Here is a 12682-nt window from a genome sequence, read left to right as displayed (position 1 = left end):
GAGCTCACAAACGATGGATCCAAAACTTCTACGATGGATTGCCGACGCAGACGCAATCAGGCACATCGAGCGCTTTAGAGTCCCCCAAGTCACTTTCGAGCAAGCAGAAGTACTATCTCGAGCTGATGACTACTACATAGCTCTGGTTGGGGAGCTGTTTGCCAAGATGCGCAGCGGGACAGCAGACGATGATGGCTGGTCCAAACTGGGCAATGCATTTGCACAGATTGTAGCACCAGGCCAAGAGAGCGAGCTCAAACGTGTTGGAATCTCTCAGACGGAAGCAACCTTATTCGCTGCTGCAGCGTTCTACTGCGGTGGATTCCCGGCTTCGGCGTACATAACCATCAAAAATCGACCTGTCGACCTGACTGGGCCAGAAAGCTATCTAGCTTGTACTGACTTACTCGGGCGCCCAAGCGTAATGAGATCAGAGTTGGGACAATCTCTACTTGATGCTCTTGAACGAGGAGAGCTTTCTCAGATCGATGATGCTCGCCTTAAAGCAGAAAAGGAATCTGAAGAAAAGCTTGAGCACAGTGCTAGTGAATGGATCCCAGCGAGATTGCTCGAAAATCTGGTAAAGCGTTTCGCCAGCACAAACGTCCGCGCGGTCTTGCCGAATGGGGACAATCCACTCTGGACACCGTTCGTGGAATCCCTTCTCAATCGACGTCCAGCGATATGGGACTTCTTCCCATCTCAAATCGACGCCATACAGCGTGGTCTGATTGAATCCAATCAGACATTCTCACTACAGATGCCAACCAGCGCAGGAAAGACAGCGTTGATGGAGACTCTTCTTTATTGGCACGCAAAAACCACTCCTACGGACATTGCAATTTTGCTTGTTCCCTTCCGCTCTCTAGCCGCCGAACTTAAAGGTAGCCTAGTCAGGAATCTCAATGAACTCAAGATCCCCGCGAAATGTATCTATGGCGGAACAATTCCGACTGGCGATGAGGTTCATGATCTTGCCAGTACGCGCATCATCGTTGCCACACCCGAATCCCTAGCTGGCCTTCTCGGCGCAGGGGAGCTCGTTCCTAGAATTTCCCTGGTCATCTGCGACGAGGGGCATCTCCTCGATGGCGAGGGACGTGGAGTAGGCCTAGAGATGCTTCTCGCCAGACTGAAAGCGAGATCGAGCGCCCCCCCCCGTTTTGTTTTCATCTCAGCCATTGTTCCCAATGTCGAAGAGATCAACTCTTGGTTGGGAGGAGATATCAGTGGCGTCGTTAGGAGCTCATACCGCCCAGCGATTGCCGAGTTCTCGGTCCTTCGTCCGAAGGGTGGCGGGACGAACAGGTTAATTCACCTTGAGATGCATCCACATCTCAAGGACGGTGGCAGCTATTTTGTGGAGAAATTTCTCAGCAAAGATGAATTTCAATTCAGGAACGCTGAAACGGGACGGCTCAATACATACGGCTTTGGATCAAATAAGGTTCTAGCAATTTCCGCAGCGCGAAAGGCGCTTGCAATTGGGACAGTTGCTGTTTTCGCCGCAAACAAGCGTGGCGACAGGGGCGCCATTGGAATGGCCGAAGAGCTGAGCAAGCAGCTCCTTCTGCCACTCGATCTACCATCGCCCCAAACCTACGCTGATCAATCTAAGCTGTCGCCAGCAGTAGACTACCTAGCCGCAGAATATGGACAAAATTGGATAGGCACAAAAATAGCCTTTGCTGGAGCAGTTCTGCATCACGGCGATATCCCACAAGAGGCTCGCGAGGTGCTTGAAAAGCTTCTGCGTCAAGAGGCGGTGAGGTTCGTCATTTGCACAAGTACCTTAGCTGAGGGAGTAAACCTCCCAATCCGGACGCTGGTTCTCTATTCCGTTCAGCGCAACACCAAAAAGCTGCCTGTAGACTTGAAAGCACGTGAAATCAAGAATCTAGTTGGTCGAGCTGGCCGAGCCGGTGCAACGACCAAAGGTTTGGTAATTTGTGCCGATGAGAATCAGTGGCATCTTGTAGAGAAAGTGGCTCTGGAGGCGGCTGGTGAGCCGGTGCATGGTGCATTGCTAACGCTTGCCACTGAGCTCCAGAAGCGGTTGGCTCTTGAGCAACGCGCACTGACAAACGATGCTCTTGAGAAAACGCCAGATCTCTTCGAGTTGGTCGACAGCATAGACTCAACCATTATCGACCTAGCGGCAGAGGAAATTGGTGAAGAAGCACTAATTGCTGCGGCGATGAAGGTTGTGGATCAGACGTTTGCCGCACAGCGTGCAGACCTATATACGAAGGCTTTGTTGCGTAACGTATTCGAACTACGTGCTCGCCGGATTTCCGGCTTAGGAGACTCCAATCGCCTTGGATGGATCCGTTCCTCAGGAACACGTCCGCGTCTCTTAGACACGGTGGAGTCCAGCCTGCTTGCCACCGATGTGAGCTGGGCGACCATCGTGGATCCAGTCGACCCAGTCGTTGCAGCAGCGCTATTCAATTGGGCTTGGAGCCAGCCTGGATTTCAGGCAGATGTACGAGACGCATTCAGACTTGATCCAGACGCCCCGGCCCTGCCAGCCGGACAACAGCTCTATGCAATTGTTAAGGCCTGGCTGAACGGGCACCGCTTCGTTGAAATCGCTGCGTCTGTCGGTATCGAAGTCGACACGCTGCTCGGAATCTATACCTCCGCGATTGCCTACTCTCTACAGACGCTTGTAGAACAGGCTGTTGCCCTGCTGCAGAATCTGCTCGCGGAGCGAGGAATTGAACTCTCGCAGGCGGTTCTTGCATTCCCTGAGCATCTACGTTTCGGCGTGCCTGACGCTGCAGCCAGAATTTTGAGCGCAAGCGGTGTACGTCATCGTCGGGCCGCAGTCGATCTCGGGCTAGCCGCGATCAATAATCAGGTCGACAGCAGCAATAGACTGGCAATTATTGACTTTGCTAGAGCATCGCTGCGTAACTTCCCGGATCAATGGCGTTCTAACCTCGGAGAACTGATTTTTGATAACACGGTCATGGATTTAGGCAGCGTGATGCCGCTAAATTCATAGATATACCTCTGCTCTTCACTGCGCTGAAGGCAGCAAATAAACGTGGGGCGATAAATCAAAATGACCACCGATCCGAACTGGTCGTTGCATGAACTTCGCGGCATCATCCCGAAGCAACAAGAATTGCTTCGCTTAGTGTTGTATGTGCTGTCTCAAGGACCAACCGAATTTCTTGGCGAGCACTTCGCTAGTACTTTGGAATGGGACAAAGCGCGGGCAGTAGCTGCCGTTTCAATGTGCGCGGGTCATTCTATGAACACGGTACTCAGGCTTTCTGATGAACAATGCATTGGTGTCCGAGATATGTATCCGATTGCCCGTTCAGTAGTTGAAGGATTTGTTAACGCTGCTTACTTTGTAACGCAGCCCATTGAAGTGTCGCGGCGGGCTTTGCGGCACAAGGAATACGCGGCGTGGAAACATACAAACCGCGTTATTGGTAGCGGTGACTTCATGATTAAGGTCGGCTCAGACGAAAGCATCAAGGCATTTTTGGATAAAGAATTCCCCGAGTTCGCTGGTAAGGCACAAGGAACCTGGACTACCCTAGACGTACCAAGCCGCATCAGATGCGTGGGTGAAGTAGTAAAGGCTGCAGGCGGTGCCTTACTCGGTGCGTACGGCGGCATTTATGCGGTATCTTCCGAAATCATTCATGGCTCCGTATACGGTGCCTCGTATTTCTTTAGCTCCCATGCGGGCGACCCAAAAACAGAAGATGGATTCAGGCAGTCTATGCTGCAGCAACGTATCGACATACTCTCCGCCGTAACACACGCTGCTTCTGGGTTCTTGGCTGCTTACGCAAACACACAGAAGTTTGGGGCATTGGTGCATGCGGAACACGAATTGTACAAGCGTCTCTATCGGGCTGCGACCGGCGATGATTGGTAAGTTGTCTTAGTGCATATTGGCACACTAGTAGCCAGGAAATAGTTCAGAAGTCATTAAAATCAGGATCGATTTCGATTGAGCCAAAAATGTCTGTTATCGGCGGCGGTTTCAACCGGTGAATGCAACGTACTAAGGCTATGCGAATAGCGGGAGTGTGGCAATGGGACGCCGAATTAGGACCATCTACATCGATAGCCCGAAGGTCCTGACGTGGCATCGTTGGAGGACGGGAGACTCGGTGCAGCAGATTGCGTAGCATTTGATCGCAATCATTCCTCTTTTTCCGATATCCTATCGATCACAGGCGGAATCAGGAGCCCAATTAGCACCTCAGTACCGTAAAAAATTTACCATCTATTTTTCAATATCAAGTTGGTGAAAAAAAAGAACTACCAGGTACAGAAAGCGGCGCCAGGCTTTAACCTTTAGCCGATTGCTACAAACAAAGATGCAGCGTCGCCTGTATGCGATGGATTAAACATGGGATGTATAGTTACAAAGGCCCCGACTCATCGTCGATCCGATGCAATAAGAATTGGATTTCAAGCTTTCCGCGTCGCCGGTTTAGCATGCGGTGACGACTTCTTACGTAAGTGAGTATTGGCTGTTAAAGAACCACCTATTTTCATTTTAACGAGCCAGCAAGTGGCAAATTAGGAGAGCCAGTCAATGGCCGCGTGATATTGCCACCGAATTGCAAAATAAGGTGGTCAGCTAATGGCGTAGCTGGAGCCACTTAGTGGCCAGTTAGAGCTCTACCAAATGGCAGCCATCTGCACCAGTTAATAGCGTCATACGGTACCAGTCGATTGCAATCAACCGTCCCATTTGCACGGGCGCGCCACTATCGCTTAGCCCGAGAACAGCAGAAATCGACCAGAACCGGCCATCTAAACGATGACCGGTCTATTTTGGCGTTAGATGTCTGTCTGCTCCGCGATCTCTAACGCATCTTCTAGTTCGATGCCTAGATAACGGACTGTACTCTCAAGTTTCGTGTGTCCCAAAAGCAATTGGATGGCGCGAAGATTCTTCGTCCGACGATAGATGAGAGTTGGTTTGGTGCGACGCATGCTATGCGTCCCATACGCAGAAGGATCTAGGCCTATTTCGGTTACCCAGCGTTTGACGATACGGGCATATTGCCGTGTCGACATGTGGTGAGAGTCCCGCCGGCAGCTTGGAAATAGAAAATCTCCAGTTCTCAATCCTGCCATGGCGATCCAATTTCTAATGCTTTCACGCGTAGCAGTCGTTATCTCAAACTGCACCGGTCGCTTCGTCTTTTTCTGTAGAACTGCAGCCCGACTAGCGACTTGGCCGCCGTGACATACGTCCTGAATCCGGATTCGGACTAGGTCGCATGCCCGTAACTTGCTATCGATCGCCAGGTTAAAAAGTGCAAGTTCGCGGCTCTCTCGAAAAGCTGAAGCCGGATACGAATTGACCAGATCTCACTTAGTTTCAAAGGGGATTTCTGCCCTACAAGTTTCCCTTTGTTCCATGGAGTCACGGGTGTGTATAGCGCCGTCATCTACATCTCCTGAAGTTAGAAGGAGATTTAGTGTGCGGCGATAAAGAAAAATAGCATTCAAAGGCTGCTTCTGGCCGATAAAAGACCTCAGGTCATTGCTCGTCATCACTCCTATGCCAAGCACATACATAAAAGGCAAGCACCATCGCTGGGCCAGCCAGAAGGACTAGCGCCAAACTATCACGTCCGAACATAATGCCGAACGGGGCGAGACCGATCAATGCAATAATGAAGCCAAAGTTTGGCCAATACGATTTGAGTTTGCGCCCCCATATCCAATTTAATGACAGCCAAATTAGGATCACCCACGATAAGGCACTGCATAGGGAAAATGGCACCAGCAGCAACTTCCACCAATGCGAATATTCGATAACGGCCATAATTTCACCTGCTAGGGGGGCGCTACTCCATAAGGCCGCAGGAATGCTATACGTGGCTACTAAAAGGAAAATCAGCAGGCGTGAGTAGTACATAAATAAATTTTCACTGGCCAAACGCCCATCACAAAGGTGAAGGAGCACCTGGTGATCGCCAACAAAGGGAAAGTCTAAGGCCGCTTCTGACCCTTAGCGGTCAGGCAAGCGAACAGAATGCTCCACGAACGATAGCCAATGCCAGCGGCAGAAATAGCAAGCTAAAGAAATTGCAGGCGCAAAAACGGTAGCGCTTATACCTGCGCCCCATACCGATAGGCAACCCAATATCGAGCCTATCAGGACCATTATTCGTTTAAGCGGATGCTGGTACACCCAAGATATTGCCAGCAGAAACCAGAACGCCCACGCCAAAGGGCCAAAACTAATCGAAAAGATTTCCCTGAGCTTCCAACTGAGTTGAAAAGGAAAACCTAGCTGTGCCCATCCTGCAAAAGCCACAATGCAATAGAACAAATGGAAAGCCATTGGAACGGCGCTAAGCAAGAGTACGCCTAGAAACAGCATCAGCCGGTCATGATTAGCTTTCTTATTTTCTATCTCTAAAAGACCAGATCCGTTTGACACGATACTTCCCCCCTCAACATCTTCTTGTTGGATCCACCATACATGCTGCCCGCGCTCCTATACGCTACCGCCCCTCATCTGTGCGCTGTCCGCTTCTGGCCGATTGCGGACCTCAAGCCTCATATAAATCGAGTGCATCCTTGTACAGATGCCCCCATCCGTCTCGATGTCTTTGTTCAATTAAAGACTTTGCCGACGCTGAACGCATGCGCCCGAGTGAAATTGCGATCCAACCGGAGTATCCGTCAGCGGTCAAAAGTAGAGAGCACAGTATGGCTTCGTGGGGAATGACTAGATTTGGACTAGCCTTGGATAAAAAGTAAGCTGCTTGCATCGGAGCGTCGCCCTGGTAGTCCTCAGCATCCACAGCAATAGAAACTAGATCTGCAACAAATTCCGCTGAACCCAGTTCAGCTAAGACTCTTATCTCAGCGGCGGGTTTCGAATGGCACGAATCGATAAGCAGTTGACGCAGTTCCATCAGGGAAATTACGCTTACTCCTTCATTCGCTGAAAAAAATTGAGAAATGGTCGCTACTGGCCGAGAGCGGACTGAGATGGCAGATCTCAAGCCACCTAGCAAAACACGATGGCAGCTCCGGAATTTATTGAGGCCTCTGCTGCCTTGATAAGACGAATGCAACTAAAAGATTCAACGCCGTACTGTTTCCACTTGGGACCGCAAGATTGAGGCGAATCTGCAGCATCCCAAACCTCATCACTCTCGGGATCAAGATCGAGCGGAAGCTCCAGCCATTCAGCGAGACGCTTGCACTCTTGTAATAGACGGACAGATGAACCAATCATGTCACCAGGAACACCAATCTCCTCACTCGGAAAAATTACATCTTTGAAATCGAGCGGAGAATAAAACCCCTCCGCATCACTGTGCATTAAGAGATGTTCGAAGCCAGGAGCAAGCAAATCGTAGAATTCGACCAATACAGGATCAAGTGCTGAGTCATCGTTGCCAGGTCCTGGCACTGCTTTACCGCTACCCAGATAGGCAGCCAATCGTCTCAGATAGTGCAGCCCTGAATACCCCCACATCTGACACGAAAAGATCTCTGAATTGTTTGCGATGTCTGGTTCAATATGTGGCGGCAAGCCCGCCTGCACAAGCGCCGCCGACAATGGACCATAAATCTCTTGCTCGTCAAAACCGCCAACTTGAATGCTAAGTCCCAAAAAAATCTCCCTCTGAGTTCATGTAGTCACATTACACCTTATGTCGCTTGCGACATGACTAGATTTTCATATCTCTTGCAGTTTCACTGTCATTGACGGTTAAAGGCGCGAGTTTTTTCCTAAATTTATCTGACCGCCGCCGATTGCAGACGTGCGGCACCCGAATGCAACTTCGAAGCAATAGTTCATGCCCATCGTTTGAAATTTAAACCGAAAACTGTTCGCAGATTCGCTAACCAATGTGTGCCAATCGCCCCCGAGTTATCCCGGTCGATCGTCCGGGCCTCTTGTACGATGGCTGCCACTGGACAGATTTGCAGGCTTGTCACGTCATGTTCTGCAGCGAAAATTGCTGCCAGAGGGACGAGAGACTTGAAATAAGTTGAGTCATCAGCTAACAGATCAAGTGCCTTCACCGAAAAGCTTGAATCCACATATGCGGCAGTAGCAACCAACTGGGGGGACGTCCAACTTCCATCGTGGATGCATTTCCACAGTGCATCAAGGGAGCTATCAGTAACGAAACCGGCGGCTATAACAGCGCAGGCGATGTTGTGGTTGCGCCAGTTCCGCGAAGTCAGCAGGCAGATAACGTCTCGCTCAAGCACCTCGGGCAGGTGCTCGGCAAACATCGCCCGAAGCTTCTTGACTTCGCCTTCCACCTCCGTCCCGTGCATCGATAAGAATGCGAGATAGTTCGCGCGACTCGTTCGTACTGGCCGTCCTTCAAATTCTGCATCGGTGAAGAAGACTGTCTGAGATGGGGCCATCTCAGACAGTCGATCAATCGGGGGAAATTCACGCATGTTGGGTTCGGTTTGATTAGGCAGCTAGGTTCTTCACGGACCCAGTACAAGTGGGTGGCAAAAATCAGCCAGTGACAGCGTCCGCTACTGGCCGATTGCGGTCGTTATCTTTTCAATTTATGAAACACTGCGTAGGGCGACTCTCTATCATTGAATGCACACCCCCTGAAATAAAAAATATAGTTTTCTGTTTCAATTGTTCTGTGAACAAATTTCCCATCTACTGCTATGCGATAGGCGGCTGTCTCTTGAATCACCTTCGACTGTATCCGATTTAGCTCGGAGAGAATTGATCCATATTCAGGGCTGACAGCTCCGGGTAATATGCCAGGAAAAATTGACAACGGCGCTCCGGTATCATCCTCTATGGACATAACAGACACTCTTTTCGCTGCACCGTCGTCTGGAACGAACAAGACCCCCGTAACGAATGGCGAATCGCCACTGTCTATGAATTCGTTGTTCTTGTATTTGCTTGTTTGAAGGTAAACACCATCCGCCAGCCTGTAAAGTGACCCTACCAAAAAAGCCATGGGATCAATGGGACCGACGACGTCCAATAAGCGAATCCCGTTTCTAAGGGAAATAAGACTATCGATTTGCATCAATTCTTTCCTAGAGCAGTAGATTGAAGGTCTGCACTTGGCCGCTACCGGCTGGCCGGTTCGCAATGCTATACGACTGGCAACGAAGACGCTGATTATCTTTCGGCTTGACGTTGAAGAAACTGAGTAGCGGTTTCACGCAATATTTTCGACGCCAGCGGATGCTTTGTCACTTCACTCAAGACAGTTAACCAACCTGCCCGGATATCTTGCGGTAGCTCTGAATTCAGAATCCGATTGACCATCCATGTGCTGAGATCGGCCGGTTGTCTCAAAACCGATTCTCGAAGAAATGGCTGGTAGCCCGGTATCGACTCAAGTTCATGGACGAGTGGACCGGGAGAACCGAGCTCTGCTTCAGGGTAACGCTCAATTAAGGAAAGTATTGCAGGTATTACGGGCTTACGGAGTTCTGGAGCCAGCGGCTGCAGGCCAGCAAATATCTCGTAGAGCTTGCAAGTATCGTCATCCTCTTGCGTCGGGACAAAGGCCTCTAGTCCGGCGATTACATTTTCTATACTCATACACTTAGGTAAGCTTGAAATCTTGTGGGTGCTTGACCGGCCTGTATTGGCCGATTGCAGCCTTAAATGATGTCATGGCGTTCAAGGGGGCAGAAGATTAGAAGATTGCGTAGGCAAGATATCTCAGATCGAACACTACGATGTTCTCTAAGAACGGTTTGTTGCCAATTATGGGTTTCCAGGAAAAAGCCGGCCATGAAAAACATTCGCTGATATGAAATTCTTTCCCTGCAAGCAATGCTTTGGAGTGACAAGATTGTCCGTAAATGTTGATCATTTTTCCCCACGCTGGAATCGCTACTTGCCGTTCCGCTTGTAGAAATGTCGTCTGTGTATGACTCTCCCATACTTTTGGAGGGAGTATCAGTTCAAACATGCTACTTGCAGTATCAAAGATAGCGGTCATCTCTTGATCATCGAGTTGCAAACGAAAATTGATTTGCTTCATGCTTTCCTCATCACCATATGAGAACGGATGAAACACACCTGGATGATCTGCTTTAAGCAGGTTTAGCTCGTTCTCCGACAAGAAAAAGATGCGTTGTCCTGGGTAGTCTAAGACGAATCCTATCTGACCAAGGAAGTCGAGTCCTAGAGAGCCAAGGATGGGGAAAGGATAATCGCCTTCTAAGTTTGGGTCGAAGCCATGCTGCAATGTGAAAGTGAGTCCCCTCTTTTCGTTGGGAGAATGTCCTAATTCAATTTCCCAAATACAAGTGTTTTCGCCCACACTTCTAGGTACTGTACCGAAAGAGTGTTGATTTTCAGTAATCGCATCTGCATACAGTAGATTTTCAGAAAGGGCCGTATCTAGCTGGAAATGAAAGGTGCGTCCACTTATATGGTCGCGCATTGGAATCATTAACGCAGCGCGCTCATGCGTCACATGGCCATCTTTATACGGTGCCCAGTCAAAAGCTATCGAGCGATCAAATTCAAAAGTGCTTAGAAGGGCGTTCATCGACTATTCGAATCATTTGTTTTAGTGGATAGATGGGCGTGTGGGCAGTATTTGGCCGTTATCTCCCGTTCAGAAGAAGATGAAAAATAGCTGGAAAGATTCGCTGCGGGGCGCGAACCGAAGAATCTTATTAGTGAAAGAATGCTGACCAATTTATCCCTGTAGCTAAAGGCGCCAAGACGAAAAAGAGAATGAGAGAGCCGATTACGCTCCACCATCTTTTGCCAGTGGTTCCTTTTTGAATAACTGCGATTAGAGCAATTATCAGAAGAAAAATGATGCCTACGATGAGAAGATGAATCGTCCCCATTATCTATACCCTAATTAAATTCTGCGTGGCAGTGTAACTTTGGCGGAGCCATTGCCGTCAATCGGTCCTAGTTCCGCTTCTGGCCGATTGCAGACATCATGATGGATACATCGCTACAAATCGGTCTTCGGATGGAAGATGAAATCGAATTTCCGGTATGAGTTCAACGCGTTGGCAACCAGTGCATGAGTTTATCGCGTTGTTGTGCGTATTGTTCTGCCAGGCATGCGGACAGCTCTGATAAATCCTGGCAGACGGCGTCACGCTCCTTGAGCCATCCTCGTTGCATGGCACGCAACTGATCTTGTGCTCCGACCGTATCCAGCCCATGGTGGATTTCTTTCACCAGTTTTGCCAGCTCCAGGTCTTGCCTGGCCAACCCGACATCGTTGCATATCTTCTTTTCGACTTCAGAGCGCGCTTTCGCACAGTCGAAGGATGGTCCTTGCGCGTTTGCCTCGTATTTTCCGGGAGAAGAGAAATGCGCTGCCGCCAGGGCTGTAGTGCGGTCGTCGCCGGCAATGTAACGGACAGTCTCGGGTTGAACATCGTTATCGTCCAACCAAGCAATGATCGCTTGGCGCGCAACTGCTGGTAAGTCCCGCGGCAACAGGCGTTTCGATCCAAGGGTCAACGTCTTCCCTGAAAAATAGGCGCCGACGGTGATCCCGTTTTGCGTGTCGACCCAGATAAACCCCTTGTCCGGACAATAATGGGAGACGCATGCCGAGGCACTGAAGTAGCGCTGGTCACGCACATGTACCGGCTCTGGCGGGCCGCCCAGTCCACTAAGCAGATCGTCGGACATACGCTGAGGCACGCCGTCCCTGATCAGCGCCCGGGTACGCTTGTCCCAAATAAAACGATTGCTTGACTGTCCTTCATAGGAAAGCAGCCATTGGGACGACGCTGTCTGTGCGTGAGTGGTAGCCATGAAAGCAACTGCACAGCAGGCCGAAAGGAGCAGCAAGTTCAGGACGCGCTTTTGCACACTCAACGCAAAATTCAATACTGACATGGAAGCGTTCTTGGAAATCATGGGCGGGCAATCGTGTTCTATCATGTGCCGATAATTCTATGTCGGATGGCTGCTCCTGGCCGGCGGTTATCATGACTCAATATCTGTCGGCTTTTGGCAATTTTATTGCGCAGATTGCACCGGCAAGGTCTGCATCAGATGCTCAAAATCTGGGGAAAATTGTTCAGGTAGGTGTACATGTAATAGACAGCCGTTACTGAGGTGCCAATCGAAAAAGTCGGAAAAATCTTGATGCGCAAGGGCCCGAATTGTTTTTGCAACGAAGCCATGAGCAATCAAAACTACAGATTCTCCGGGGTAGGCAGCAATTAGTTGATTCAATTCGTGGCCGACCCGCGTTACGACATCCTTAATTGATTCGCCATTTGTAGGAGCGTCATTCCAAGCTCGAGTGATATTCTTCCTCCAAAGATCGGGATACTGGGTTCTTGCTTGTGTTTGCGTCAGGCCTTCGAACACACCGACATTTCTTTCGCGAAAGCCGTAAACCGTTAATACAGGGAGATCGCAGTCTTTGAAAATGATCTCGGCAGTCTGTTGAGCACGCAATAAGGGCGAAACAATCGCGATTTTCACGTCTGAAGGAATAGATAGGCGAAGCTCTTGAGCCTGAGCCTTCCCGTTTGCGTTTAGTGCAACATCAAGCGCACCAAGATAGCGCTGTTCGGCATTAGCGTCGGTTTCCCCATGGCGAACAACATATAAATTCAACTTCTGCTCCCCATAAATATTCGCGCTTCGATAATGATCGGTAACTTCAGTAAATCCATCATGCTGTCAAACAAGATCTGGCTACGTCATTGAACCCAG

Annotated in this window: 12 protein-coding genes and 1 pseudogene; 2 read left to right on the top strand and 11 right to left on the bottom strand. The window is 49.8% G+C overall.

Annotated features, from left to right (window positions below; translation table 11 throughout):
• Positions 1-13: 13 nt before the first annotated feature.
• Together ACWFUC_RS05455 and ACWFUC_RS05450 are read left to right on the top strand one after the other, a co-directional pair.
• Positions 14-3010, top strand: a complete 2997-nt coding sequence (locus tag ACWFUC_RS05455) for a DEAD/DEAH box helicase (RefSeq protein WP_489637495.1) — start codon at positions 14-16, stop codon at positions 3008-3010.
• A 60-nt stretch (positions 3011-3070) separates the two neighbouring features.
• Positions 3071-3904 carry a DUF5677 domain-containing protein gene (locus ACWFUC_RS05450; RefSeq protein ID WP_489637494.1) on the top strand — a complete coding sequence of 278 codons (834 nt, stop codon included), beginning with the start codon at positions 3071-3073 and terminating at the stop codon, positions 3902-3904.
• Between the two features lie 917 nt (positions 3905-4821).
• Here ACWFUC_RS05450 and ACWFUC_RS05445 read toward each other — a convergent pair.
• The 11 genes and pseudogenes from ACWFUC_RS05445 to ACWFUC_RS05395 form a co-directional block, all read right to left on the bottom strand.
• A pseudogene (locus ACWFUC_RS05445) lies at positions 4822-5438 on the bottom strand (tyrosine-type recombinase/integrase).
• A gap of 92 nt (positions 5439-5530) precedes the next feature.
• Entirely contained in the window at positions 5531-5911 is a 381-nt protein-coding gene (locus tag ACWFUC_RS05440; RefSeq protein ID WP_489637493.1) for a hypothetical protein, read from the bottom strand.
• A 93-nt stretch (positions 5912-6004) separates the two neighbouring features.
• Positions 6005-6439: a hypothetical protein gene (locus ACWFUC_RS05435; RefSeq protein WP_489637492.1), complete on the bottom strand. Its 435-nt coding sequence runs from the start codon at positions 6437-6439 to the stop codon at positions 6005-6007.
• A gap of 112 nt (positions 6440-6551) precedes the next feature.
• Positions 6552-6920 carry a hypothetical protein gene (locus tag ACWFUC_RS05430; RefSeq protein WP_489637491.1) on the bottom strand — a complete coding sequence of 123 codons (369 nt, stop codon included), beginning with the start codon at positions 6918-6920 and terminating at the stop codon, positions 6552-6554.
• A 95-nt stretch (positions 6921-7015) separates the two neighbouring features.
• Positions 7016-7627, bottom strand: a complete 612-nt coding sequence (locus ACWFUC_RS05425) for a hypothetical protein (protein ID WP_489637490.1) — start codon at positions 7625-7627, stop codon at positions 7016-7018.
• Between the two features lie 185 nt (positions 7628-7812).
• A complete protein-coding gene (locus ACWFUC_RS05420; protein ID WP_489637489.1) occupies positions 7813-8433 on the bottom strand; it encodes a hypothetical protein in 621 nt (206 codons plus the stop codon).
• 104 nt (positions 8434-8537) lie between these two features.
• Positions 8538-9038 (bottom strand): hypothetical protein, encoded by a 501-nt coding sequence (locus ACWFUC_RS05415; RefSeq protein WP_489637488.1) that lies wholly within the window; start codon positions 9036-9038, stop codon positions 8538-8540.
• Between the two features lie 95 nt (positions 9039-9133).
• Positions 9134-9562 carry a hypothetical protein gene (locus ACWFUC_RS05410; RefSeq protein ID WP_489637487.1) on the bottom strand — a complete coding sequence of 143 codons (429 nt, stop codon included), beginning with the start codon at positions 9560-9562 and terminating at the stop codon, positions 9134-9136.
• 97 nt (positions 9563-9659) lie between these two features.
• Positions 9660-10523 (bottom strand): hypothetical protein, encoded by an 864-nt coding sequence (locus ACWFUC_RS05405; RefSeq protein ID WP_489637486.1) that lies wholly within the window; start codon positions 10521-10523, stop codon positions 9660-9662.
• A gap of 473 nt (positions 10524-10996) precedes the next feature.
• Positions 10997-11872 carry a lysozyme inhibitor LprI family protein gene (locus tag ACWFUC_RS05400; RefSeq protein ID WP_489637485.1) on the bottom strand — a complete coding sequence of 292 codons (876 nt, stop codon included), beginning with the start codon at positions 11870-11872 and terminating at the stop codon, positions 10997-10999.
• A 102-nt stretch (positions 11873-11974) separates the two neighbouring features.
• Entirely contained in the window at positions 11975-12583 is a 609-nt protein-coding gene (locus tag ACWFUC_RS05395; protein ID WP_489637484.1) for a histidine phosphatase family protein, read from the bottom strand.
• Between the last annotated feature and the right edge of the window lie 99 nt (positions 12584-12682).

Source organism: Herbaspirillum sp. Her4 (assembly GCF_057961335.1).
This window is presented reverse-complemented; position numbering and strand designations above follow the sequence as displayed.

Bases quoted from the DNA above. Each gene is read 5' to 3' on its own strand.
- ACWFUC_RS05455 (WP_489637495.1), top strand. From the start codon at position 14: ATGGATCCAAAACTTCTACGATGGATTGCCGACGCAGACGCAATCAGG.
- ACWFUC_RS05450 (WP_489637494.1), top strand. From the start codon at position 3,071: ATGACCACCGATCCGAACTGGTCGTTGCATGAACTTCGCGGCATCATC.
- ACWFUC_RS05440 (WP_489637493.1), bottom strand. From the start codon at position 5,911: ATGTACTACTCACGCCTGCTGATTTTCCTTTTAGTAGCCACGTATAGC.
- ACWFUC_RS05430 (WP_489637491.1), bottom strand. From the start codon at position 6,920: ATGGAACTGCGTCAACTGCTTATCGATTCGTGCCATTCGAAACCCGCC.
- ACWFUC_RS05420 (WP_489637489.1), bottom strand. From the start codon at position 8,433: ATGCGTGAATTTCCCCCGATTGATCGACTGTCTGAGATGGCCCCATCT.
- ACWFUC_RS05415 (WP_489637488.1), bottom strand. From the start codon at position 9,038: ATGCAAATCGATAGTCTTATTTCCCTTAGAAACGGGATTCGCTTATTG.
- ACWFUC_RS05410 (WP_489637487.1), bottom strand. From the start codon at position 9,562: ATGAGTATAGAAAATGTAATCGCCGGACTAGAGGCCTTTGTCCCGACG.
- ACWFUC_RS05405 (WP_489637486.1), bottom strand. From the start codon at position 10,523: ATGAACGCCCTTCTAAGCACTTTTGAATTTGATCGCTCGATAGCTTTT.
- ACWFUC_RS05400 (WP_489637485.1), bottom strand. From the start codon at position 11,872: ATGATTTCCAAGAACGCTTCCATGTCAGTATTGAATTTTGCGTTGAGT.